Source organism: Stenotrophomonas maltophilia (assembly GCF_002799245.1).
Lineage (GTDB): Bacteria > Pseudomonadota > Gammaproteobacteria > Xanthomonadales > Xanthomonadaceae > Stenotrophomonas > Stenotrophomonas maltophilia_S.
Map to the genome: position 1 here is coordinate 1,128,939 of NZ_NEQV01000001.1, position 23,357 is coordinate 1,152,295.

Below are 23,357 nucleotides of genomic sequence, written 5' to 3' on the forward strand. Positions count from 1 at the left end.
ACTGCAGCCGAGCATGGGCTCGGCTCTACAAGAGAACGGACTGCAGCCGAGCATGGGCTCGGCTCTACAAGAGAACGGACTGCAGCCGAGCGCGGGCTCGGCTCTACAAGAGAACGGACTGCAGCCGAGCGCGGGCTCGGCTCTACATGCGCAGCGCTGCCGGCCCGATCAGAACGGATCGCTGCCCAAGCGGATTTCCACGTTCAGCAACGAGCACAGCGCCAGCATCGCGTCATCGTCACGGGTCAGCGCCATCACACCGGTGAAGCCATCGCTGCCGGCATCCACGCTCCACAGCGTGTAGTTGTGCTCGCGCAGGCGGTCGAAAGCCGTGGACATCAACTGCACGCCGTCCAGGTCTTCGGTGAAGTCCTCGTCGTCCAGGTCGCCGCCCCAGTCCAGCTGCAGGTTGAAGCGCGCCGACAGCTCGTTCACCGCCGACTGCAGCGATTCCAGATCGTCACGCTCGACCTCGAAACCGGACTGCCAGGCGATGGCCGTGAACAGTGCCGGCAGCCAATCGCTGTCCGCCTCCAGCGGCTGCCCGTCCTCGGACAGCTGCTCGCGCCAGCGGTTGAACTGCTGCAGGGCCAGCTCCTCGTCGCCCGGGTTGATCAGCACCAGCAGGTTCCAGACCCGCGCCTCGAAGCCTTCTTCGTCGAAGTCGTGGATGTCTTCCTCGAAGTCGAAATAGTCGCTGTTGTCGGGCATGGCGGAACTTCCTCTGGGGCAGGCCGGCATTCTACGGTTTATCCTGTGCCGCTGAAGCCGGCCTTGGTGGCCGTCACTGTGAATGAAGCGATGAGCGATACCCCTCCCGACCACCTGGCGATCAACCCGGCCAGCCCCTTCCATGATGCGCAGGCGCTGGAGCGCGGCGTCGGCGTGCGTTTCAACGATGTCGAGCGCGACAACGTCGAGGAATATTCGATCAGCGAAGGCTGGATCCGCGTACAGGCCGGCAAGGCCCGCGACCGCCGCGGCAACCCGATGACCATCAAGATCAAGGGCAAGGTCGAGGCATATTTCCTGGAAACGAAGCCCGAGTAAGCGCGGCTCCCGGATCCTGGGGTCAGATTCCTTTCCTGCGGAAAGGGATCTGACCCCGATCGACGGCGCCCGACAGCGTCATTCGCGCTTGCGCGATTCCAGCAGGTCCAGGTTGCGGATCAGGCGCCGCGAGATCTCATCGGAGATCACCCCGCGCCGGGTCAACCGGAACAGCTCCTCGCGCTCGGCATTGAGGCCGGCGCTGCGCAGCTGGCGGTAGCCCATCTCCATGCGCCGCACCTTCTCCGGGTCCACGTCGGGCCCGTCGTTGTCCTTCTCCAGGTGCCGCTGGTACAGCAGGCTCACCCGCGAGGCGGCGTCGTTGTACAGCTGCACGTTCTCGGTGTTCTGGTTCATCACCAGCTGCTGGCGCATGCGCTCGACCCCGGCCAGCGCGGCCTTCGACGACAGCCGGCGCGCCAGGTCCTCTTCCTTGCGCTCGCCCGAATCGGCGGGCAGCTGCAGGCCCTTCAGCAGCTGCGGCAGCGCCACGCTGGCGCCGATCAGCGAGAACAGGATCACGGCCGCCGCCAGGAAGATCACCAGGTCGCGTGCCGGGAACGCACTGCCATCGGGCAGGAACAACGGCAGGGTCAACACACCGGCCAGGGTGATCGCGCCGCGCACACCAGCCACCGAGGTCGCCACCACGATGCGCCAGTTCGGCGCCTCGCCGCGCTCCAGGCCACGGCGGCGCGCGCGCAGCAGGTTCCAGCGCAGCGACAGCCATACCCACAACAGGCGCAACGTGATCAACGCCAGGTTGATCACCACGACGTACACCACCAGCCACCACGCACTCTGGTGGCCGGATTCGTTCATGGTGGTCGTGGCGCGTTCGACGATGCCCGGCAGCTGCTCGCCCAGCAGCACGAACATGATGCCGTTGAAGCTGAACTGCAGCATGTTCCAGACCCCCGCACGCTGCACGCGCATGCTGCCGGAGACACGGCCGGTCAGCTCGACGTAGCTCATCGCGATACCGGCCGCCACGGCGGCGAGGATGCCGGAGGCATGGATTTCTTCGGCCAGCAGATAGGCCGCGAACGGGATCAGCAGGTTGACCAGCATCGCGGCACCCGGCTCTTCGCCGAAGCGGCGCCACAACCAGCGCTGGAACGTGGACACGCCCAGGGTGACCGCCACGCCCACGGCGAGGCCGGCCACCGCCACCCACAGGAAGGTCAGCGAGGCGGTGGCCAGCGAGAAGGAGCCGGTCATCACCGCCGCCACCGCGAAACGGAAGCAGACCAGGCCGGACGCATCATTGAGCAGCGACTCGCCTTCCAGGATGTGCATCAGTCGCTTCGGGATCGGTGCCTTGGAGGCGATCGCCCCCACCGCCACCGGGTCGGTCGGCGACACGATGGCCGCCAACGCGAAGCACACCGCCAGCGGCATCACCGGAATCATCCAGTGGATCAGCAGGCCGGCGCCGATCACGGTAAACACCACCAGGCCGAACGCCAGTTCGAGGATCGCGCCCTTGTCGCGGAACAGGCCCTGCTTGGGGATGCGCCAGCCATCAAGGAACAGCAGTGGCGGCAGGAACAGCAGGAAGAACACCTCCGGCTCCAGCGCATGGCCGCGGTTGAACACCCCGGCGATCACCGCACCCAGGCCGATCTGCACCAGCGGCAGCGGCAACGAGAACGGGAGGACGCGAACCAGGTAGCCGCTGGCGACAACGGCCACCAGCATCGCCAGGACGACTTCAATGGTATGCATGCTTCTTCCAGGAAGCGGCGCGCGGGGAGGCTCGGGAGCCAGCGCCGGAAACCCGGAAAAAACTACCACATGCGGCCATGACCGCGGCGGCCGGAGCCGCCGCGCGTCAGCCCCGGCTCATGCCCCGTCGAAGCGGTACAGATCCATGGCGAGGAAGCCTGCATCGATACCGGCGTCGATGCGGCGTGCACCGAAGCGGTCCTCCCCGGCCGCGCCCATCGCGAAGAACAGCGGCAGCAGGTGCTCGTCGGTGGGGTGCGCGCGTTCGGCGAACGGCGCCTGCCGGCGGTAATCGAGCAGGGCCTGGCGGTCATCGGCGGCCAGGCGCTGCTCCACCCACTCGATGAAGGGCCGCACGTACGGCGCTTCCTTGCCGTCCTGGTAATCGCCCCAGTCGTGCAGGTTGTGGGTGATGCTGCCCGAGCCGACCAGCAGCACGCCCTGCTCGCGCAGCGGCGCCAGCGCGCGGCCCAGCGCGAACTGGTGCGCGGGGCCCAGCAGCGGCTGGATCGACACCGGTACCACCGGGATGTCGGCCTGCGGGCGCAGCAGCCGCAGCGGCACCCACGCGCCATGATCGAGGCCACGCTGCGGGTCGAGTGCCACCGGCAGGCCGGCAGCGGCGATGCGGCCGGCCACCTCTTCGGCCAGCGCCGGATCACCCGGCGCCGGGTACTGCAGTTCGAACAGTGCGCGCGGGAAGCCGCCGAAGTCGTGGAGGGTGGGCGGTTGTGGATGCGCGCCGACCAGCGGCTGCCGGCCCAGCCAGTGCGCCGAGGCCATCACGATGGCGCGCGGCGCCGGCAGGTCGCGCGCCAGCTCGGCCAGGCGCACGCCGACCTGGCCCGGATGCAGGGCGGTCATCGGCGAACCATGGGAGATGTACAGCGAAGGCAGGCGGGACATGGAATTCTCCAGTTGCAGGGTCGGGCGGCGATCAGCGCGAACGCAGGGTCCACTTGCCATCGCCGACCAGGAACAGCACCACCAGCGCCAGCGCCCAGAACGCCGGGTATTCCCAGCCGCCGCCAGCATTGGCAAAACCGAAGCCGTTGGCGCCGTGCACGGTGACGATGGTGCCCAGCAGCAGCGGCACGCCGATCAGGCCCACCCAGCGCGCATAGACGCCCAGCAGCAGCGCAGCGGTGATCAACAGCTCGACGCCGATGGTGAGGTAGCCGAGCACGCCGGGCAGGCCCAGCGACTCGAAGAACGCCGCCGTACCGGCCGGGGTGAAGACCAGCAGCTTGACCAGCGCATGGGCCAGGAACAGCACGCCCAGGGCCAGGCGCAGCAGAGTGGCGCCGTACGGGGCCAGCGGTGAAACAGGAGCGGTCGTTGCGTGCATGGCGGAGCACCTTGAAGGGAGTGGACACAGGTTATTGCGCCTTCACGGGCCGATAAATACGATCGATTGACCGTATTTATTTCAAAAGGCGCAACAATGGACACTCTCGAAGCGATGCGCGTGTTCGTGGCGGTGGTCGAGCGCAATGGCTTCAGCGCCGCCGCCCAGGCCCTGGACATGTCCACTGCCGGCGTCACCCGCCAGGTCGCCGCGCTGGAGAAGCGCTTGTCCACCCGCCTCCTCCACCGCACCACACGGCGGGTCAGCCCGACCAGCACCGGTGCCGCCTACTACGCCCAATGCGTGCGCCTGCTGGCCGAGTTCGACGCGCTGGAGGCCAGCATCGGCGCGCAGGCGCTGGAGCCCTCGGGCACGCTGCGCATCAACGCACCGGTCAGCTGGGGCATCGCCCGTCTCGGCCCGCTGCTGGCCAGCTACCGCGAACGCTTCCCGCAGGTGGAACTGGACCTGGCCCTGTCCGACCGCCTGGTGGACATGGTCGAGGAAGGCTACGACGTGGCCATCCGCATCACCCGCGAGCCTGGCCCCACCCTGATCGCGCGCCGCCTGGGCGAATCGCGGGTGAGCCTGTGCGCCGCGCCGGCCTACCTGGCCGCACGCGGTACGCCACAGACACCGCAGGAGCTGCAGGCGCACGCCTGCCTGAGCTACAGCTACTGGGCCGCAGGCAGCCATTGGCCACTGCAGGGGCCCGCAGGAGAGGTGAAGGTAGCGGTGAGCAGCCTGCTGCACGCCAACAACGGCGATGTGCTGCGCGAAGCGGCGATCGCCGGCATGGGCGTGATCCTGCAGCCCGACTTCCTGCTGGAAGACGCGCTGGCCGATGGCCGCCTGGTGCGCGTGCTGCCGGAATGGGAGGCCTCGCCGATCGGGATCTTCGCGGTCTATACCAGCCGCAGCCACCTGGCACCGAAGGTGCGCAGTTTCATCGACCACCTGGTGGAAACCGGGGTGTAAGGGCGCGTCCGCCGGTAGTGCCGGCCGCTGGCCGGCATCCGCCCATGGCCGGAATGCGCCCGATTGCCGGCCAGCGGCCGGCACTACCGCTCAGGCAGGGACTTCATCCAACGCGTCGATGATCTGTTCCAGCGGCGCCGGCCGCCCCAGCAGGTAGCCCTGCACCTGGTCACAGCCGTGCGCAGCCAGCCAGTCCAGCTGCCCCGGCGTTTCCACGCCCTCGGCGATGATGGTCAGGCCCATGCTGTGGCCCAACGACAGCAGCGCGCGGCAGATCGAGGCATTGCGTGGATTGGTTTCCACGTCGGCAACGAAGCTGCGGTCGATCTTCAGGATGTCCAGCGGCAGGTGCTGCAGGTAGGACATGCTGGAGTAGCCGGTGCCGAAATCATCCAGCGACACGCTGATGCCCTGCTCGTGCAGGCGCTGCATGGTCTGCATCGCCTGTGCCGGCTTGCGCATCAGGCTGCTCTCGGTCAGCTCCACGTGCAGCGCGCCGCGGGCCAGGCCGAAGTCCTGCTGCGCACGGGTGAACTCGGCCACCAGGTCGCTGTTGAAGAACTGCACCGCAGACACGTTGACCGCGATCGGCAGCTCGCCCCACCCGGCTTCGACCAGCCGGCGCTGCGCCTTCGCCGCCGCGCGGATCACCCAGCGGCCCAGCGCCAGGATCAGCCCGGTCTCCTCGCACAGCTGGATGAACTCGTTGGGCGGGATGAAGCTGCCGTCGGCCTGCGGCCAGCGCAGCAGCGCCTCCAACGCCGCCGGGCTGCCATCGCTGGCATGCCGGATCGGCTGGAAGTACAGCTGGAATTCGTTGTCGATGGCGGCATGGATGCGCCCGGCCAGGCGCAGGCGGTCGGCCAGGCGCGTGGTCACCGCCGCATCGAACCAGACCACCACATTGCCTTCGGCGCGCGCGGCATGCGCGGCCTGCGCCGCCATGCCGATCACCTGCTCGGCACTGTGGCCGTCACCGGCACTGTGCACGGCCACGCCGATGCGCGGCTCGAACTGGTGCAGTGAATCCTTGCCGCGCATCGGCGCCGACACGATCTGCAGCAGGTCGTCCAGCACGCGCTGGGTGTCGTGCTCGGCACCGATGGCGAACACGAAATCCTCCGCCGGCTGGAACGCCAGCGTGCCACAGCGCGCGCCCAGGCCACCCAGCCGGGTCGCCATCGACTGCAGCACCGCATCGCCGATCTCGCGACCCAGCGTATCGGCCACCAGCTGCAGACCGCGCAGCTGCACGAAGGCGATGGTGTAGCCCTCGTCCAGTTCGTCCAGCTGCTCGGTCAGGGCGCGCACATTGAGCAGGCCGGTAGCCGGGTTGTGCCGTGCCTGGTAGGCCAGGTCACGCTCGTAGGCCAGCCGTTCGCTGACATCCTCGGCCAGCACCAGGCACGCGGGCTGCCCGTCGAAATCAAGCCTGGACAGGTGTGCGCGCACTTCGAACACGCTGCCGTCCTTGCGCCGATGCAGGCGCACGGTGGCGTCCTGCAGCTCGCCGACGCGGGCCTTGGCGATCGCACCCTTCACCTCATCCCAGCCTTCGCGCGGACGGATGTCCAGGATGCTCATCGCCAGGAACTCGTCGCGGCTGTAGCCGTACTGGCGCACCGCGGCATCGTTGACCTCGATGAAGCGCAGCGTATCCGGGTCGAACACCCAGAACGGCGCCGGGTTGCGGTCGAACAGCAGGCGGAAGCGGCGTTCCACTTCGCTCACCTGCTCGCGCGCCTGGTAGCGCTCGCTCAGGTCGGTCAGTGCACCGATCATGCGCCGCTCGCTGTCGCCCACTTCCACGCGCTGACCGCGCGCGCCCACCCAGCGCACCTCGCCCCCGGGCAGCACCAGGCGGAACACCTGGTCGAGCACGGCGCTGCCGGCGAAGGCCTGGTCAAACGCCTGCTGCAGGCGCGTCGCATCATCGCGATGCACGCGTGTAAAGAAGTCGGCGACCGGCAACGCATCGGTCTGCACGCCAAAGATCTCGCGCGCCAGCGGCGACCAGCGCAGCAGCGCGGCGTCCTCATCCACGTACCAGGTGCAGACACGACCGACCTGGTGCGCAAGACGCAGCTCGGCATGGCCGGCTTTCAGCTCCTCGGCCATCGCCTGCTGGCTGCGGGTGCTGCGGCGCACGGCGTACAGCAGCACCAGCAACACCACGATGTAGGCCAGTACGATCGCCACCGACGCCTGCAGGTACGGCCACCAGGGCGCCAGTACGTCCTCGTCGGCCAACCCGACCTGCACTGCAAGCGGGCTGCGTTCCAGTGTGCTGATGGTGATGATGCGCGGCACGCCGTCGACGGCGCCGGGCAGGCTGCCCAGCTCGACCACCGCCTGCTTGCCGAGCAGGTCACGGCGCGGCAGGTCGTAGCGGCGGCCCACCGTGCCGTGCGGATCGGGTACGCGGGCCAGCATGTAGCCCTCGGCATCGCTGATCGAGACCAGGCCGTTGGGGCCGACATCGAGGCCGCCGGCGATGCGTTGCAGTTCACCGCAGCGCAGCCGCGCCAGCAGCCAGCGTTCACCGGCCATCGGCAGCGCCAGCGGGACCACCCAGCCGCCATCGCTGGCCCGCTGCGGCGGGCCGATGTACAGCGCACTGCCCGGGCCACGGCGCTGCGGATCGGTCCACAGCGGCAGCTGCAGGTCGCCGGTGCCGGCCGTCAGCGGTCGCCCATAGCTGTCGAGCACGACGATGCTGTGCAGCTCGGCATGCCGCCGCAGCACGCCGCCGATGGAGGCATCCAGCAGGGCAGGCGCCTGTGCCGGCACTGTGCGGAACACCTCGGCGGCGTCGGCGGCGATGCCGGACATGGCCCGCTCCAGGTTGCGCAGTTCCAGCGCCAGCAGGCGCTCGCTGCCCACCGCCAGCGCGCGGCTCTGCCGCTGCGCCGCTTCCAGGCGGCGGTGGTGGTCATTGACCAGCATGAGGGTCAGGCCGGTCACCAGCAGTACGCCCAGCAGCACACCGCCCCAGGTGATGGCGCGCAGCGGCCGGGCCAACGCCCGTTTCAGCGCGGGCATCGGTTGATCTCCCTTGTGCAGTCGGCTGGCTTCATGCGCGAACGAATCCTCCACGTCCCCGACCTCAACGGCCGGCGGACGCCATTCTTGACGCCTGACCCCGTCCTGCATGGCCACCTCCCCGTGTCCGCGCAGGGCTCCAGGTTCCAGCATGCACCACCCCGGTGACGGCGTGAAGATCGCGTCTGCGCGTTCAGCCAGATCCTGCACAGGGCGGACGCCACACGAGGGCGGCCAGTGGCGCCGGGGCGGATTAGACTTGGTGTTTTCCGCTGCAAGAGAAGCCCATGTCCAAGCTGCGCCGTCCCACCCTGGCGCTGGCCATCGTTGCCAGCCTGTCCCTGGCCGCCTGTGACCGCCCGGCCGACCCGGCCGCCGGTGCCACCGCGCCGGCCGATGCCGCCCCCGTTGCGGCAAAGCCGATGCTGGGCAGTTTCGGCTTCGATGCCAGCGGCATGGACCGCAGCATCGCCGCAGGCGATGACTTCTTCGGCTTCGCCAACGGCACCTGGGTGAAGAACACCGAGATTCCGGCCGACCGCTCGCGCTTCGGCAGCTTCAATGTGATTGCCGAGAAGACCCTGGCCGATACCCGCGCCATCCTGGAAGGGGCGGCCGGCAACAGCCAGGCCAGCGGTGACGACAAGCTGATCGGCGATTACTACGCCGCCTACATGGACGAAGCCGGCATCGAACAGCACGGCCTCGCGCCGGTGCAGCCGCAGCTGAAGGCCATCGATGCGATCGCCGACAAGGCCGGGCTGGCCCGTGCCCTCGGCGGCGACGTGCGCGCCGACGTCGACCTGCTCAATGCCACCAACTTCTACACCGACCGCCTGTTCGGCCTGTGGGTGTCGGTGGACATGCTGCAGCCGGACCGCACCGCGCCTTACCTGGTGCAGGGCGGCCTGGGCATGCCCGACCGTGATTTCTACCTGGGCGATGGCCGCATGGCCGAACTGCGCAAGCAGTACCAGGCCTACATCGCGCAGATGCTGCAGCTGGCCGGCGTGGCCGACCCGGCCGGCAAGGCGCAGCGCATCCTCGCGCTGGAGACGAAGATCGCGCAGGCACATGCCACCCAGGAAGAAACCAACGACGTGACCAAGGGTGCCAACCCCTGGACCCAGGCCGACTTCAATGCCAAGGCACCGGGCATGGACTGGAATGCCTTCCTCGATGCGGCCGCACTGGGCAACCAGCAGGACTTCATCGTATGGCAGCCCAAGGCCGTGGCCGGCCTGTCCAAGCTGGTCGCCACCGAGCCGCTGGACGCCTGGAAGGACTACCTGGCCTTCCACGCGCTGGACCGTGCCGCCGCCTACCTGCCGAAGAAGTTCGCCGATGCCCGCTTCGCCTTCCATGGCACCGCGCTGAGCGGCACGCCGCAGCAGAGCGACCGCTGGAAGCGCGCGGTGGACGATGCCAACCATGCGGTCGGCGAAGCCATCGGCAAGCGTTATGTCGAGAAGCACTTCGACGCCAAGACCAAGGAACGCGCGGACGAGATGGCGAAGAACATCATCGCCGCGTTCGCCAAGCGCATCGACGCGCTGTCGTGGATGTCGCCGCAGACCAAGGCGCATGCCAAGGCCAAGGTCACCGGCCTGACCGTGGGCATGGGTTATCCGGAGAAGTGGCGCGACTACACCGGCCTTGAAATCCGCCGTGATGACCCGCTGGGCAATGCACAGCGCGCCGAGCTGTTCGAGTACCAGCGCAACATCGCCAAGCTGGGCAAGCCGGTCGACCACAGCGAGTGGGCGATGCTGCCGCAGACCATCAACGCGATGAACGTGCCGCTGGAAAACCGCCTGGTGTTCCCGGCCGCGATCCTGCAGCCGCCGTTCTTCGACGGTGCTGCCGACGACGCGGTGAACTACGGTGCGATCGGCGCGGTGATCGGCCACGAGATCAGCCACGGCTTCGACAACGCCGGCGCGCTGTTCGACGAAACCGGCAAGCTGCACAACTGGTGGACCGCCGAGGACCTGAAGCAGTTCAATGCCGCCGGTGATGCACTGGCCGCGCAGTTCAGCAGCTACGAGCCGTTCCCCGGCGTGCATGTGAACGGCAAGCTCACCCTGGGCGAGAACATCGCCGACGTGGCCGGCCTGGGCACCGCCTACGACGCCTACCAGCTGTCGCTGCAGGGCAAGCCGGGCCAGACCCTGGAAGGCTTCACCCCGGACCAGCGCTTCTTCCTCGGCTTCGCCCAGGCGTGGCGCAGCAAGAGCCGCGAGCAGGCGCTGCGCAACTCGCTGCTGACCGATGTGCATGCACCGGGCCAGTTCCGCGCACTGACCGTGCGCAACATCGACGCGTGGTACCCGGCGTTCGAAGTGAAGGAAGGCCAGAAGCTTTACCTGGCCCCGGACAAGCGGGTCAAGGTGTGGTGATGTAACCGGAACGGGCGCCGCAAGGCGCCCGTTTCACGTTCCGGTAGCTGCCAACCTGGGTTGGCGTGCTTCTGGAATCCCCGTGCGTGGATGAGGCAGCGCGCAGAAGCGTGCCAACCAAGGTTGGCATCTACCAGGGCATTTCGGGCTACTCGCGCAGAAACGTGCCAACCAAGGTTGGCACCTACCAGGGCATTTCGGGCTACTCGCGCAGAAGCGTGCCAACCAAGGTTGGCACCTACCAGGGCATTTCGGGCCACTCGCGCAGAAGCGTGCCAACCAAGGTTGGCATCTACCCACGCGCGGCGGGCCAGTCGCGAAGGATCTCCACCGGCACGCCCATGCGCGCACAGGCGCGGCTGGCCAGGCCATCGGGCAGCGCGCGGCGGAACAGCGGCGCCATGCCCTGCATCAGCTTCGCCGATGCTGCGGCCTGTGCGCGCTGGCGGCCACTGCGTTCAAGCATGCCTTCGGCCCAGTCCGGCAGCAGTGCCGCGCCCGCACCCAGGAACACTTCGCGCGACAGCCCCGGCACCGGTACCGGCAGGCGCACGCCGGACAGCACTTCCAGCACCTCGCGCGAGCGCTCATCCACACGCAGCTCCGGCTGCCGCGCACAGAAGTACGCCGCCACTTCCGCTTCGCTGCGCGGCACGTCCACCGCGCCCAGTGCCTCGGCCACGCAGCGGTACTCGTCGTAATAGCGATCGGCGATGTGCGCCGGTACCTCGCGCCCGTAACGACGAAACCCCTGCAGGAACCCGAACGCTTCGGTCACGTGCACCCAGGTCAGCAGCTGCGGATCGTCGGCGGCGTAGGGCTCGCCCTGCGCGGTCTGCCCGCGGATCTGCGCATGGATGCGGCGCACCCTGGCCACCAGCGCCTCCACCTCGCCGGTGGGCGCATAGCTGGTGCCGGCAACGAAGGCCGTGGTGCGGCGCAGGCGACCCACCAGGTCCTGGCGGAAATTGGAGTGGTCGTAGACCCCGGCCAGCGCGCGTGGGTGCAGCGTCTGCAGCATCAGCGCGCACAGGCCACCGGCCAGCATCGAGGGGAATTCGGCGTGCAGCCGCCAGGTGACGCTGTCCGGGCCGAACCAGCCCGGGTCGCCCTGCGGATGGTCGTAATCGATGCCGCTCTGGCCACGCGGAAAGGCCTCCAGTACCCAGCGCCGGATCGGCGCGGTGACGGGGCGGGAGAGTCGCTGCAGCAGAGCCGGCATCACAGGTCCAGGAAAGGCGGAAGAACGGCCGCAGGTTGCGCGGTCGCCCCCGATTCTGGGCGATCACGGGTCCGGCGGCGAGTCTCCGCACTCAGCCACGGTTTCATGTGCGGCCGCAGCACGTTTCACCCTGCGACATCCTGTCGCAGGCTGCGACTCCAATGCTGCGGCGCAGCAGAATTCACCCGTTCAGACAAAACCCTTACGCCGCTTGGCGTTGCGCCCATTGCACGGCTCGCTGGAAGTGCTAGAACTGAACCCGCCACACCGTCCAACGCTGATCGACGCACGTTCCACAAGGAGCCAGCCATGATTGCTTTGTTCAAGGGTTTGGGACTACTGCTTCGCGACAACGAGCTCTACAGCAGCCCGTTCGAAAAACAGGTCGCGCACTGGCGCAGCCTCAGCGAGCAGCAGATCCGCGATGAAGTGGCTGTGCTGGCCCAGGCCAAGTGCCAGTGGCTGATCGCCTCGATCGTCGGCTGGCAGGCGGCCTCGCTGCTGATCCTCGGCCTGATCACCAACTACCTGTGGCGCGACGATTACCACATCACCTTCACCCGCGTGGTCGTGGTGTTCGGCTCCTGGATCTCGATCCTGTTCGTGATCTGGTTCATGGCCAACATGTTCGACCGCACTGCCGGTTTCGAGCGCTGGATGAAGGCCTTCAACAGCCGCGCGCGCATCAGCTCCAAGGCTGACAGCGTCGAGCACGTGGCCGAGGCGCTGGACCTGGCCGAGCACTACCCGGAAGTGCTGGACTACAAGCAGGCGGTCACCGCCAAGCGCGAACTGCGCCACGAGGACATCCGCATCATGACCGAGATCGGGCGGATGAAGCAGCACTCCGAACTGGTCGGCCGCCTCAACCATGTGGGCGAGACCGAGCATCATCACGATCTGACGCTGCAGCCTGCCTACTGACCCTTCAGGGAAGCGGGGGGACCCACAATGCCACCGTGATCACTCACGGTGGCATTGTTCTATCGGGTCCTGGCTGACGCACTGGCGGAAGCCGTTGGGCAGGCCACGCATGGCCTCGGTCCTGCCTGCTGCCACCGCGAACCGGCGCAGCGGCGGTGTGGCGCAGGTGGCATCGGGGCTGCAGGCCGGATCGAGCACCAGGTAGTGGCAGTAGCCACTGCGGCTGGCAATGCACTGGAAGCGTGCCTCGCCATCGACGACGGTGCCCTTGCTGTACAGCGTATCCACGCCGTTGGCCTGGGTGCGGGTGATCGAGGTGTTGCGGGATTTTTCGCAGCCGGCCAGCGCCAGCATGGCGACGCATACAATCAACAGTCGGGGCATGTTCGTTCCTCGGAACAGGGGCGATGCTGCTGCGGCTACATGCCGCGGAACAGGCTCATGAACGGCTGGCTGACCACCAGCGTCTCCGTGCGCCCGCGCAGGCGCAGCACGCCACGCCCGGTGTCGTCGCGGCTCACCGCCGCCACCGCCTTCATGTTGACGATGGTCGAACGATGGATCTGGCGGAAGTGCTGCGGATCGAGCACTTCCAGCAGTTCGCGCAACGGGGTGCGCAGCAGGCTTTCGCCGGCGGCGGTGACCACGGTGGTGTACTTGTTGTCGGCGCGGAAGTACGCCACGTCTTCCAGCATGATCAGCTGCGTCTCGCGGCCGTTGCTGGCGGTGATCCAGGCCAGTGGTGGGCGCTCCGCTGCGCCCTGCGATGGGCCCAGCCGCTGCAGCAGGCGCTCCAGCACGGCATCGTCCTGTCGCGTCGATGGCAGCCGCGACAGGATGCGCTCGCGGGTGGCCAGCAGGCGCTCGTCGCTGACCGGCTTCAACAGGTAATCCATCGCGCCCTGCTCGAACGCGTCGATGGCGTACTGGTCGTAGGCGGTGACGAACACCACCTGGGTGCGCGGGCTCAGTTCGGACAGCGAGCGCGCGACCTCGATGCCGCTGATGCCGGGCATGCGGATGTCGAGAAAGGCGATGTCCGGCTGCTTCTCGGCCAGCTGCTCCAGTGCGCTGGCACCGTCCTCGCACTCGGCCACCAGCTTGAGGTCCGGCCACAGCCGGCCCAGCTGCTCCACCAGTGACTGCCGCAGCAGTTCCTCATCTTCGGCGATCAGGGCTTCAAGCGGCATGGCTGCGCTCCTTGTGCGACTGCGGCAGGGTCATGGTCGCGGCCACGCCGCTGGGGAAGTTGGCGACGATCGCCACGCCGGCCTGCTCACCGCAGGTCAGGCGCAGGCGCTCGCGCAGGTTCTTCAGGCCGATGCCGGTACCGCTGGTGCCCTGGCCGAAGCCGAGCCCATCGTCGGCCACGGTCACCGTCACATGGTCATCGAAACCGCGCGCCAGGATCCAGATCGTGCCACCGCCGGGCTTGGGTTCCAGGCCGTGCTTGATCGCGTTTTCCACCAGCGTCTGCAGTGCCATCGCCGGCAGGTGCACGCCATGCAGCTCGTTGGGGACCTGCACTTCCACCGCCAGGCGTGCACCCATGCGGATGCGCAGGATTTCCAGGTAGGCGCGGGTGCGATCCAGCTCCACACCCAGTGTCGATACCGATTCGTCCACCTGCGGCAACGAGCTGCGCAGGTACTGGATGAGGTGGCCGAGCATCTGCTCGGCACGCGCCGGATCGGTGCGGGTCAGTACCTGCGCGTTGGCCAGCGTGTTGTAGAGGAAGTGCGGTTCCACCTGCGCATGCAGCAGGTTCAGGCGCGCCACCGACAGTTCCTTTTCCACCTGGGTCTGTTCGGCCGCGGCCTGTTCGTCACGGCGCTGGTCGGCAACGCGGCGGCTGATCGCACGGGTGACCGCCTCGGCGTTCTCGTAGTTGCTGCCCTCGTCCAGCGCCAGCAGGTCGGCCCACCAGCCGGCATCGGGTTCGAACAGCAGGGTAACGGTGCTGGTGCCCTGCCCCGGCGTGACCGTGGCCAGCACGCTGTTGCGCTTGATCGCCAGCCGCGCCGGCAGGTTCCAGCGCGACGGCTGGCGACCATTCCAGAGGTCGACCCGGCGAACATAGGCGCGCACCTGCAGGCTGCCGGCCGAGCTTTCCACATCCTCGACACGCGGCAACTCCGCGATCGCCGCTTCCACCACGGCGTAGGCCTGGCCGGCATCCATCGGCAGTTCCACCTGGCGGCGCTGGCGCCCGGACAGCGTGGTCGAATCGAGCCGGCCAGCGACCAGCCAGACCCGTCGTATATGGGTGATCGCGCTGCCCAGCGCGGAGATCATCAGGAACATCGCCAGCAGGCCGAAGACCCAGCCCGGGCCATCGTTCATGCCGCTGAAGATGCCGCTCCAGACCATGCCGGCTACAACCAGCGCGGCGGCCCAGGCCAGCAAGTGACGGATCAGGAGAGAGAGGCTGGCGAACACGGCGGCGCCTTGGAGGAAGGGGGTGAGCCGAGCATAGGGCGGCCCGCCGGGCAAACAAGCGGGCTGCGACGAAGGGCCGGAAAGCGGGGATGGAATCGGTTCTGGTCGTGCCGGCCGCTGACCGGCTCCCCGATACCCCGGCAAGCATCACAGGGGTGCCGGCCAGCGGCCGGCACTACCCGGGAGGCGCCGGGCGAACCCGGCGCATTCCCTTACTTGCGCTGGTCGGCGCTGGCGTCACGCACGGCGCGGAACGACTCGTCCTTGCTCCAGTTCGGCCAGCTGCGCGAGTTGGCCAGCTGGTTGCCCAGCGTGTACAGCACTTCCAGGTCGCGGGCAGCACCGGCGAACACCCAGTCCGGCTGCCACTCATCGCCCTGCTGGTGATAGCGCTTGGCGGTGTAGTCCTCGGAGGCCTTCTTGCCTGCGGCCACGCCACCATCCACCCAGTCCTGGCCGGCCGACCAGGACAGCGCCGGCACGCCACGCTTGGCGAACGGGAAGTGATCGGAGCGGAAGAACAGGCCCGCTTCCGGTTTCGGGTCCGGCGTGTAGCGGATATCCCAGCCCTTGGCCACATCCTTCAGCTGGTCCAGCAGCTCGAAGCGCGCGGCACCGTAGATGCCGAAGTCACGCGACGGGCCGAACGGCGCCATGCCGTCCATGTTGATCACCGCCACGGTCTTTTCCAGCGGATACAGCGGATGGGTGGCGTAGTACTCCGAACCCAGCAGGCCCTTTTCCTCGGCGGTGACCGCCAGGAACAGCAGCGAACGCTGCGGGCGCTTTTCCTTGGCGAAGCCACGCGCCAGCTCGATCAGCGAGGCGGTACCACTGGCGTTGTCCAGCGCGCCGTTGAAGATGCGGTCGCCACGCGCGTCCGGCTCACCCACGCCGATGTGGTCCCAGTGCGCGCTGTAGATGATCGTCTCGTCCGGGTGGCGGCTGCCTTCCAGGCGTGCGGCCACGTTGTGCGAGGTGATCACCTCGGTCTTCACCGCGTACTTCGCGTCCAGGCTGGCGCCGGTCAGCGGCACCGGGGTGAAGTCGCGCTGCTGCGCCTTTTTCTTCAGCGCCTCGAAGTCCTGCCCGGCCGAGCGGAACAGCTCCACCGCCAGGTCGCGCTGGATCCAGCCTTCCAGCAGCGGGTGGCTTTCTGCCGGGTTGTCGCGCACCACATCGAACATGGTGTTGGTGTTGGAGCCGGCCACGGTGGCCCAGCCGTACGATGCCGGTGCGGTCTCGTGCACGATCAGCACGCCCAGCGCACCCTGGCGGGCGCCTTCCTCGTACTTGTAGGTCCAACGGCCGTAATAGGTCATGCCCTTGCCGTCGAAATCGCCCTGGCCGGTTTCGAAGTCCGGGTCGTTGATCAGCACGACGGCGATCTTGCCCTTCAGGTCCACGCCCTTGAAGTCGTCCCAGTTGCGCTCCGGGGCCTTCACGCCGTAGCCGAGGAACACCAGCGGCGCCTTGCTGATGTCGACGTTGCTGGCGCCGTTCATGGCGGCGCGCACGGCGATCTGCTTGCCCTGCTCCAGCGCAACGGTCTTGCCACCCTGGTGCAGCGCCAGCTGCGGTGCGCCAACGATGTCACCCTTGCGCAGCGGCACGGCCTGGGTCCACAGGCGCTTGCCGTCCTTGAGGTCACCGCCGGGCTGCAGGCCGGCGTCGGCGAACTGCTTGCTGAGGTAGGCGATGGTCTTCTCTTCGCCGGCGGTGGCCGGCGAACGGCCTTCGTAGGCGTCGGACGCCAGTTCCTTGACGTCGGCGGAGATCCGCGCGCCATCGAATTTCGGGGTGGCCGCCATCAGTGCGCTCGACACCGACAGGGCCAGCACGCCCAGTACCACTCGTTTCATTGCTCTCTCCAGCAGGGAAATCCTTCTGGAGTGTAATGGGATTCGGCAGGGCTGCGCCCTGCACCCGCCGAAGCCAGGGCAACAGCAACAGCAGATGCTGACACTCCGTGGGATGGCGGGGTGGGTAGGTGTCGACCTTGGTCGACACGCCCCTCTTGGTAGGTGTCGACCTTGGTCGACACGGACGGAAACAAGAAGGGGTCAGATCCCCTTCCCTGCGGGAAAGGTCTCTGACCCCATCCATGTATTGCTTGAGCGTATTACCAGTTCGGGTCTTCGGCCGGGGCGGCAGCAGGCTTGGGCTTCGGCTTGGCGGCCGGGCGGGCGGCGGGAGCGGCCGAGGCCGTCGCACCGGCAGCCGCCGCAGCCGGCTTGCTGCCCAGCTTCTGGCGCAGTTCGATCTGGCCCGGACGGAAGCCCCCACGCATCGCGTCGACGCCGTCTTCGATGGTGCCGTAGGAGGTCTGCGCAGCGACGCGGTCGATGCGGATGGTGCAGCACGGATGTTCGCTGCGGCCCAGCGAACGGCCGGTCTGCGGGTCTTTCAGTTCCTCGCCCAGGCGCACGGCCTGCCAGCGCTGGCCGGCCTGCACGGTGTCACCGCCCTGGCTCAGCACCACCTGGTCACCGTCCACCGAAACCACCGACACGGGGAACAGCGTGGTGACGATGGTGGTACCGATCTGGCCGGACAGCGACTCCATCATCGCCGCGGCCATGTTGCGGCCGTTGACCACGCGCGGCAGGGTGCTGGGGCCGGTCGAGGCCAGCTGGTGGTCGAAGCTGTCGGACATCACCACCTGGCCGGTGGTGGCGTTGATCAGGCGCAGGGTGATGCGGCCGCCACCAGAGTAGGAGGTCACCTGGCGGTCGGACATGCGCAGGTTGCGCACGCTGCGCGGATACTCGAAACGCTCGATGGTCGGGATCAGGATCAGGTCGGTCGCCAGCTGCTGGCCAACGCGCGCGGTGTCCTGCAGGCGCACGTTGCCACTGTTGATGTGGTCGATCTCGGCCTGCAGTTCGTCGCCGAACTCGCGGTCCAGCACGATGAAGCGCTGGGTCTGGGTCAGCGTATCGGACAGGCGCGCGCGGATCGCGTCGGCCACGTCATCGGCACTGACGCGGCCATCGCCGACGGCATAGCTGCCAGCCTTGGTGCGCGGCAACGCGACCACGATCTTCGGCTTGCCCTGCTCGTCCGGAGCGCGGTACTGGGCGATCTGCGCACGCACGCGCACCTTCCAGTAGCTGCGCATGCTGCGATGGGTCACGTCGGAATCGAACGAGCTTGCGCCACGCTTGGCATCGACGCTGACCTTCTCGTCGTAGCTTTCCTTGACGCTGGCAGAGCCACCCGCGCCCTTGGCCGTGGCTTCGCCGGAGGCGCTGGCAGACGCCGAGCCCTTGAAGCTCCAGCCTTCATCGCTGGCGCGCACGCGGGCGATGGTTTCTTCGTCCAGCTGCCGCACTTCGTCCTGCGACAGGATTTCATAGCCCAGCACCGCGCCCTGCGAGCCGGCGATCATCTGCTGGGTGAACGCGTCGGCGCGGATATCGCCGACGTGTTCGTCATCCACATCCACATGCAGGCCTGCACGCAGGCTCTGCATCTGGCTGGCCACGCGTACGCCATTGACCTGCGCCACCGCCGACTGCAGTGCCGCCAGCACCGCCAGTTCCGGGGTGCTGCCGATGCCGTCGGCCTCGCGCGCAACCTGGGTGGTGCCGCCGAAATCCGGCGTGCCACGCAGCGGCGCTGCTTCCACTGGCGCATTGCTGGCCAGTGCACTGGTTGCCTTGTCCTTGGCGGGTGTGGGCGCATCGGCAGCCGGGGTGTCCTGCTTGCCACAGGCTGCAAGCAGCACCGTGGCCAGGCCCAGGCCGATCAAACGGGAGGTCGTACGCATGGGGATTCGCCTCGGATCAGTTCATCTTGTCCAGCTGGCCCAGCATCGAGTCGGCGTTGGACGGCACCTTCACCTTGCTCTTCTTGGCGAAGGTGACGGCCGACTTGGTCGAACCGTACAGGCCCTGGATGAAGCCCGGCGATTCCTTGGCCACCCATGCACCGGCGGCCAGCTTGCGGCCGACGGTGGCCATCTGGGTCGCGCCCAGGTTCTTCATGCCGGCGGTGAAGTTGCTGGCTTCGCCACCCAGCTTCTGCGCTTCGGCCGCCGAGGACAGCAGCGAGACCAGGCCTTCGGCGTAGTGCTGCTTGGATTCAGCGTTCAGCTCCGGCTGCGCGGCCTGGCGCTCGTCGATCGCGGCCTGGGCGGCTTCGCTGACCGACACCGACTTCTTCATCGCATCGACGCTGACCGAACCCGACGACAGCGCCTGGCGCTCGGCTTCCAGCAGCTGCACCTGCTCGGCCAGGCCGAAGGCACGGGCGAACGAGGTCTGGGCCTGCAGCGAGTTCGACTGCGAGCTGACGAAACGGCGCACCAGCGCTTCCTGCGCGGCTTCGTTCGGGGCAGCGGCGCTGGAAGTGCTGCTGGAGGTGCTGCTGGAGGCACCCGTCAGGTCCTTCAGCTTGCCCAGGCCTGCATGGGCCGGCATCGACAGGGTGGCGGCCGCGATGGCCAGGACAAGAGCGGTATTGCGGATCATGTGAGAGTCCTTTGGGAGAGACGGCCGCGGTGCGGCACGTGGAAACACGGGGGTGGCGCCGGGCCATGCCCGGCGGGAACGGCCAGGGATCAGCGGACCGCCTTGACGTTCAGTTCGTTGATCATCTGCTGGGCAGCCTTCTCGGCAGCCAGCTGCAGGGCATTGGTACGTGCCACGGTTTCATTCGGACCGGTGCCGGAGAACTGCACCGGGCCGACCGACGACACCGTGCGCGGGAAACGACCGGTCACGTCCAGCACCTTGCCGGTGACGGTGACGAACACGCGGGTGTTGCCACTGGCCGGATCGCGGTCGCGCATGCCGACGTCGAGGGTGCCGACGGCGATGTACGGAATGTTGGCCGCACGGATGCCGTTGGCGGTGTCACGCAGCGTGGCCGGGGCCAGGTCGTTGCCGGTGCTGAAGTCCTTGCGGATGCGCTCGATGCTGAGCAGGCCGCGCGACTCGCCTTCCACGTATTCGGCTTCAACCACTTCGTAGCCGGCGGCACTGAAGGCACCGGTCATCGCGGTGTTGACCTCGGCGGCGTTGGCCACCTTCCAGGTGATGTTGTCGGCACGTGCGGTGGTGCTGCCGCCACTGGTGACCGACACCGAGCCGTTCTGGTTGATGCTGCCGTTGGTGCTGACCGAGTTGCCGCGGAAGCTGTCGCCTTCACGGGTGTTCTCGCTGTAGCTGCTGCTGGCGTCGACGCGACGGTATTCCTTGTCCTGGAACGACTGCACGGTGTCCTGCGAGCGTGCCATGAACAGGAACGTCAGCAGCGAGCGCTGCGCGGCGGTGGCGCCGGCAACGGCCGAACCCGCATCCAGCTTGGTCTGCAGCAGGGTGGTGTTGATCTCGGCGCGGACGGTGACGCTGTAGGTCTTGGCCTTCTTGTCTTCGGTGTCCGACAGCTGCACCGCGCTGAGCACGTAGCGGTCGATCTCGCCGATGAACTCGGCGCGGCGCGCTTCGAACAGGCGCAGCTTGGCCGCACCGGTTTCGGCGATGTACGCCTCAAGTGCATTGACCTTGGCCTTGTTCAGGGCCTGGGCGCGGGTGTCGGCACTCAGGCGCAGGCCGTAGCTGGCCGAGCCGGTACCACGCGAACTCGCGGTCTGTGCTGCGACCGGCGAGGCCACCACCAGCGCAATGAGGATAAGCAGGATGGTACGCATCAACGACATGACTTGATCAACTCCTGGAGGGCTTGGGTCTGCTGCTGCAACGGGCGGCCGCCCGGCTTCTGTTCGTCCAGCCAGGCGCGCGAATCGGCACGCTTGGCAGCGGCGCCGGCGAAGGCGTCGAAGCCGGCCAGCAGGGTTTCGTAGCTGGCCGACCACTGGTCAACCTGCCACTGCGTGACCGGCACCACCTTGGTGGCACCCTTGCGCAGCGGCTGTTCGAAATAGACCTTGCCCGAGAACGGTTCGGTCACCCTGGCGGTGAAGAAGGCGCCGAACAGCATCGTCTTCATCGCCGGGGTTTCCTCGATCACGCCGTTCTTCAGTGCATCGACCTGCAGGTTGATGACGTAGTCGGGTTCGGGAATCTTCAGCTGGTAGACCTTGCCGTCGGCAAAGCGGGCGGCCATCGCACCGCCGATCGCCTGGCCCGAGGCCGGCGGCAGCAGGCCGACGCCGGTGTTGGACGACAGCGTCTTGGACAGCTCATGGGCCAGGGTGGCGCGCAGCGGCGCTTCCCACTTCGGGTCGGGCAGCTTGGCGCGCACCGCGTCGGACAGGGTCACCCCGCCCACCTGCAGGCGGCGCACGGCGGCGTCGGGCAGCCTGGCCTGTGCCAGGCTGCCCGCGAGTACCTGCGACAGGCTGGTATCGGCGCCGCCGTACAGCAGGTCGGCGACGATCGCGTCGATATCGTCGTTGTCAGGACGGTAATCCTGCACGTCGATACGCTGCAGGGTGAGCGGATAGGAGGCAATCACCTGGCGCTCGCGGAAGTCGAAGAACAGCGCCTGCAGCGCAACTTCCACCAGCACCTTGTACTGGCCACCGATCGGCTCGACCGAGACCAGTTCGCGGTCCAGTGCAGCGGCCAGTACGGTGGCGCTGGTGGTGCCGTCGAGCATCGCCACCGGCTGGTCGATCAGCTCCAGATGGGCTGGTGCGCGGCGCTTGAGCGACTGCGCCAGTACCTGGTTCAACGGGACCAGGCCACGCCGCTCCAGCACCGCATGCGCATGCGGCGTGGTCGCCTGCACGGCGGCGGCGTCAGCGGTATAGGCAAAACCGGCCCAATAGGCCTGCTGTGATTTGTCTGCTGCCTGCACGGCCATCGGCCATACGGCCAGGCACAGGGCACAGGCAAGCAGGCGCGCAAAAGCGCGCGATGCGCTCTTCATCCTTGAATACATCCAACCGCTCCTCGGTCAATACGCACGGATCGCAGACACTCATGCGTCCGCTGGGCGCGAAACATAGCCGCTCACGGGCCCGCCGACAAGTGCTGCGCTTGTCGGTTCACTCCGCGGGGGGCAGACCGGCCCGCTTCCGCAGCAGCCCACGCTCTGCCTGGTTCTGGCTGAGCCGCGCGGCCTCGGCAAAGGCAACACGCGCGTCCTGCTCACGTCCCAGTGCCTGCAGCAGCTCGCCACGCACCACCTGCAGCGGCGCGTAGTCGCGCAGGCGCGGATCGACCAGCAGCGGCTGCAGTTGCGCCCAGGCGGCAAAAGGGCCTTCACTGCGCAGGATCGCCACCACGCGATTCAATGCCACCACCGGTGAAGGTTGCACATGCAGCAGCTGTGTATAGAGCGCCGCAATACGCGGCCAATCGGTGGCGTCGGCGCGACGCGCGGCCGCATGGCAGGCGGCGATGCGCGCCTGCAGCACATAGGAATCCTGGCCACCACCCGCGGCCAGCGCACGTGCCAGGGCCTGCTGCCCGCGTTCGATCTGAAGCCAGTCCCAGCGCGCACGGTTCTGCTGGTCCAGCAGCACCGGCACGCCCTGCGCGTCCACCCGTGCCGCTGCGCGCGAGGCCTGCAGTTCCATCAGCGCCAGCAGGCCCAGTACCGGCGGTACCGGCAACCGATGCGCCAGGATGCGGGCCAGCCGCAACGCCTCCTCGCACAGCGCCGGGCGCATCCAGTCATCACCGGCGCTGGCCGCATAGCCTTCGTTGAACACCAGATAGATCGCCTCCAGCACCGAGCCCAACCGCTCCGGCATCGCGTCCGCGCGCGGCACTTCATAGGGCACCTGCTTCTGCGCCAGGGTGCGCTTGGCCCGCACGATGCGCTGGGCGATGGTCGGCTCCGGCTGCAGGAACGCACGCGCAATCTCCACGGTGGTCAGGCCACCGAGCAGGCGCAGGGTCAGCGCCACCCGCGCATCGGCCGGCAGCACGGGATGGCAGGCCACGAACATCAGCCGCAACAGGTCATCGCCCAGGTCATCCTCCAGCGCCTGGCTGTCATCCGGTGCCGGCAGCGCCGCCGGATGCAGTTCCTCGCCCCATTGCGCGTGCTGCTGCGCCACCCGCTGGTGCTGGCGCAGCACATCGATGGCACGGTTGCGCGCGGTGGTCATCAGCCAGGCTCCGGGATTGTCCGGGATGCCCTGCTCCGGCCAACGCTCCAGCGCGGCCAGCCAGGTGTCCTGGGCCAGCTCCTCGGCACGGCCGACATCGCCTCCGAGCAGCCGCGCCAGGCGCGCGATCAGCACTGGCGACTCCATCCGCCAGAGGGTTTCCAGACGCTGCGTCAGTGCGGGATCGGGCATGCGCCG

Annotated in this window: 19 protein-coding genes; 4 read left to right on the plus strand and 15 right to left on the minus strand. The window is 67.9% G+C overall.

Features of this window, described 5'->3' with window-relative positions:
* Positions 1-168: 168 nt before the first annotated feature.
* A complete protein-coding gene (locus tag B9Y64_RS05340; RefSeq protein ID WP_100439766.1) occupies positions 169-711 on the minus strand; it encodes a DUF6630 family protein in 543 nt (180 codons plus the stop codon).
* Between the two features lie 90 nt (positions 712-801).
* On the opposite strand from B9Y64_RS05340, the gene B9Y64_RS05345 reads away from it, so the two are divergent.
* Positions 802-1,050, plus strand: coding sequence for a DUF3297 family protein (locus B9Y64_RS05345; RefSeq protein ID WP_100439767.1), 249 nt, complete (start codon positions 802-804; stop codon positions 1,048-1,050).
* A 78-nt stretch (positions 1,051-1,128) separates the two neighbouring features.
* Here the strand turns inward: B9Y64_RS05345 and B9Y64_RS05350 are convergent, their stop codons facing one another.
* From B9Y64_RS05350 to B9Y64_RS05360, 3 genes are all read right to left on the minus strand, one after another.
* The gene (locus tag B9Y64_RS05350; protein WP_100439768.1) at positions 1,129-2,778 is read right to left on the minus strand and encodes a Na+/H+ antiporter; all 1,650 of its coding nucleotides are present in this window, start codon (positions 2,776-2,778) and stop codon (positions 1,129-1,131) included.
* Between the two features lie 117 nt (positions 2,779-2,895).
* Positions 2,896-3,684, minus strand: coding sequence for a dioxygenase family protein (locus B9Y64_RS05355; RefSeq protein ID WP_100439769.1), 789 nt, complete (start codon positions 3,682-3,684; stop codon positions 2,896-2,898).
* A gap of 31 nt (positions 3,685-3,715) precedes the next feature.
* Positions 3,716-4,126, minus strand: a complete 411-nt coding sequence (locus tag B9Y64_RS05360; protein WP_100439770.1) for a DoxX family protein — start codon at positions 4,124-4,126, stop codon at positions 3,716-3,718.
* A 96-nt stretch (positions 4,127-4,222) separates the two neighbouring features.
* On the opposite strand from B9Y64_RS05360, the gene B9Y64_RS05365 reads away from it, so the two are divergent.
* Positions 4,223-5,104: a LysR family transcriptional regulator gene (locus tag B9Y64_RS05365; protein ID WP_100439771.1), complete on the plus strand. Its 882-nt coding sequence runs from the start codon at positions 4,223-4,225 to the stop codon at positions 5,102-5,104.
* A 90-nt stretch (positions 5,105-5,194) separates the two neighbouring features.
* On the opposite strand, the gene B9Y64_RS05370 is transcribed toward B9Y64_RS05365, so the two are convergent.
* Positions 5,195-8,257, minus strand: a complete 3,063-nt coding sequence (locus B9Y64_RS05370) for a bifunctional diguanylate cyclase/phosphodiesterase (protein WP_100439772.1) — start codon at positions 8,255-8,257, stop codon at positions 5,195-5,197.
* A gap of 176 nt (positions 8,258-8,433) precedes the next feature.
* Between B9Y64_RS05370 and B9Y64_RS05375 the strand changes: the two genes are divergently transcribed.
* Complete coding sequence (locus B9Y64_RS05375) at positions 8,434-10,545, plus strand: M13 family metallopeptidase (RefSeq protein WP_100439773.1); 2,112 nt, start codon at positions 8,434-8,436, stop codon at positions 10,543-10,545.
* A gap of 292 nt (positions 10,546-10,837) precedes the next feature.
* Here the strand turns inward: B9Y64_RS05375 and B9Y64_RS05380 are convergent, their stop codons facing one another.
* On the minus strand, positions 10,838-11,767 hold the full coding sequence (locus tag B9Y64_RS05380; protein ID WP_100439774.1) for an oxygenase MpaB family protein: 930 nt from the start codon (positions 11,765-11,767) through the stop codon (positions 10,838-10,840).
* Positions 11,768-12,076: 309 nt separating this feature from the next.
* Between B9Y64_RS05380 and B9Y64_RS05385 the strand changes: the two genes are divergently transcribed.
* On the plus strand, positions 12,077-12,691 hold the full coding sequence (locus tag B9Y64_RS05385; RefSeq protein ID WP_014035825.1) for a hypothetical protein: 615 nt from the start codon (positions 12,077-12,079) through the stop codon (positions 12,689-12,691).
* 39 nt (positions 12,692-12,730) lie between these two features.
* On the opposite strand, the gene B9Y64_RS05390 is transcribed toward B9Y64_RS05385, so the two are convergent.
* The 9 genes from B9Y64_RS05390 to B9Y64_RS05430 all read right to left on the minus strand — a co-directional run bounded on the left by B9Y64_RS05390 (position 12,731) and on the right by B9Y64_RS05430 (position 23,351).
* Positions 12,731-13,075: a hypothetical protein gene (locus B9Y64_RS05390; protein WP_100439775.1), complete on the minus strand. Its 345-nt coding sequence runs from the start codon at positions 13,073-13,075 to the stop codon at positions 12,731-12,733.
* 35 nt (positions 13,076-13,110) lie between these two features.
* Positions 13,111-13,881 carry a LytR/AlgR family response regulator transcription factor gene (locus B9Y64_RS05395; RefSeq protein ID WP_075675481.1) on the minus strand — a complete coding sequence of 257 codons (771 nt, stop codon included), beginning with the start codon at positions 13,879-13,881 and terminating at the stop codon, positions 13,111-13,113.
* A complete protein-coding gene (locus tag B9Y64_RS05400) occupies positions 13,871-15,130 on the minus strand; it encodes a sensor histidine kinase (RefSeq protein WP_100439776.1) in 1,260 nt (419 codons plus the stop codon). Before B9Y64_RS05400 ends, B9Y64_RS05395 begins: the two co-directional genes overlap by 11 nt.
* A 212-nt stretch (positions 15,131-15,342) precedes the next feature.
* A complete protein-coding gene (locus B9Y64_RS05405; RefSeq protein WP_100439777.1) occupies positions 15,343-16,992 on the minus strand; it encodes a M28 family metallopeptidase in 1,650 nt (549 codons plus the stop codon).
* A 260-nt stretch (positions 16,993-17,252) separates the two neighbouring features.
* Positions 17,253-18,902, minus strand: coding sequence for a CsgG/HfaB family protein (locus B9Y64_RS05410; protein ID WP_100439778.1), 1,650 nt, complete (start codon positions 18,900-18,902; stop codon positions 17,253-17,255).
* Positions 18,903-18,918: 16 nt separating this feature from the next.
* Positions 18,919-19,605, minus strand: a complete 687-nt coding sequence (locus B9Y64_RS05415) for a hypothetical protein (RefSeq protein ID WP_100439779.1) — start codon at positions 19,603-19,605, stop codon at positions 18,919-18,921.
* 89 nt (positions 19,606-19,694) lie between these two features.
* A complete protein-coding gene (locus B9Y64_RS05420) occupies positions 19,695-20,795 on the minus strand; it encodes a hypothetical protein (protein ID WP_014035818.1) in 1,101 nt (366 codons plus the stop codon).
* Positions 20,786-21,982, minus strand: a complete 1,197-nt coding sequence (locus B9Y64_RS05425) for a hypothetical protein (protein WP_100439780.1) — start codon at positions 21,980-21,982, stop codon at positions 20,786-20,788. The genes B9Y64_RS05420 and B9Y64_RS05425 overlap by 10 nt, the downstream gene beginning before the upstream one ends.
* A gap of 106 nt (positions 21,983-22,088) precedes the next feature.
* Positions 22,089-23,351 carry an RNA polymerase sigma factor gene (locus tag B9Y64_RS05430; RefSeq protein ID WP_100439781.1) on the minus strand — a complete coding sequence of 421 codons (1,263 nt, stop codon included), beginning with the start codon at positions 23,349-23,351 and terminating at the stop codon, positions 22,089-22,091.
* Between the last annotated feature and the right edge of the window lie 6 nt (positions 23,352-23,357).

Excerpts from the sequence above, each read along its gene's own strand:
- B9Y64_RS05340 (WP_100439766.1), bottom strand. The coding sequence starts at position 711 with ATGCCCGACAACAGCGACTATTTCGACTTCGAGGAAGACATCCACGAC.
- B9Y64_RS05345 (WP_100439767.1), top strand. The coding sequence starts at position 802 with ATGAGCGATACCCCTCCCGACCACCTGGCGATCAACCCGGCCAGCCCC.
- B9Y64_RS05350 (WP_100439768.1), bottom strand. The coding sequence starts at position 2,778 with ATGCATACCATTGAAGTCGTCCTGGCGATGCTGGTGGCCGTTGTCGCC.
- B9Y64_RS05355 (WP_100439769.1), bottom strand. The coding sequence starts at position 3,684 with ATGTCCCGCCTGCCTTCGCTGTACATCTCCCATGGTTCGCCGATGACC.
- B9Y64_RS05360 (WP_100439770.1), bottom strand. The coding sequence starts at position 4,126 with ATGCACGCAACGACCGCTCCTGTTTCACCGCTGGCCCCGTACGGCGCC.
- B9Y64_RS05365 (WP_100439771.1), top strand. The coding sequence starts at position 4,223 with ATGGACACTCTCGAAGCGATGCGCGTGTTCGTGGCGGTGGTCGAGCGC.
- B9Y64_RS05370 (WP_100439772.1), bottom strand. The coding sequence starts at position 8,257 with ATGCAGGACGGGGTCAGGCGTCAAGAATGGCGTCCGCCGGCCGTTGAG.
- B9Y64_RS05375 (WP_100439773.1), top strand. The coding sequence starts at position 8,434 with ATGTCCAAGCTGCGCCGTCCCACCCTGGCGCTGGCCATCGTTGCCAGC.
- B9Y64_RS05380 (WP_100439774.1), bottom strand. The coding sequence starts at position 11,767 with ATGCCGGCTCTGCTGCAGCGACTCTCCCGCCCCGTCACCGCGCCGATC.
- B9Y64_RS05385 (WP_014035825.1), top strand. The coding sequence starts at position 12,077 with ATGATTGCTTTGTTCAAGGGTTTGGGACTACTGCTTCGCGACAACGAG.
- B9Y64_RS05390 (WP_100439775.1), bottom strand. The coding sequence starts at position 13,075 with ATGCCCCGACTGTTGATTGTATGCGTCGCCATGCTGGCGCTGGCCGGC.
- B9Y64_RS05395 (WP_075675481.1), bottom strand. The coding sequence starts at position 13,881 with ATGCCGCTTGAAGCCCTGATCGCCGAAGATGAGGAACTGCTGCGGCAG.
- B9Y64_RS05405 (WP_100439777.1), bottom strand. The coding sequence starts at position 16,992 with ATGAAACGAGTGGTACTGGGCGTGCTGGCCCTGTCGGTGTCGAGCGCA.
- B9Y64_RS05410 (WP_100439778.1), bottom strand. The coding sequence starts at position 18,902 with ATGCGTACGACCTCCCGTTTGATCGGCCTGGGCCTGGCCACGGTGCTG.
- B9Y64_RS05415 (WP_100439779.1), bottom strand. The coding sequence starts at position 19,605 with ATGATCCGCAATACCGCTCTTGTCCTGGCCATCGCGGCCGCCACCCTG.
- B9Y64_RS05420 (WP_014035818.1), bottom strand. The coding sequence starts at position 20,795 with ATGTCGTTGATGCGTACCATCCTGCTTATCCTCATTGCGCTGGTGGTG.
- B9Y64_RS05425 (WP_100439780.1), bottom strand. The coding sequence starts at position 21,982 with ATGTATTCAAGGATGAAGAGCGCATCGCGCGCTTTTGCGCGCCTGCTT.
- B9Y64_RS05430 (WP_100439781.1), bottom strand. The coding sequence starts at position 23,351 with ATGCCCGATCCCGCACTGACGCAGCGTCTGGAAACCCTCTGGCGGATG.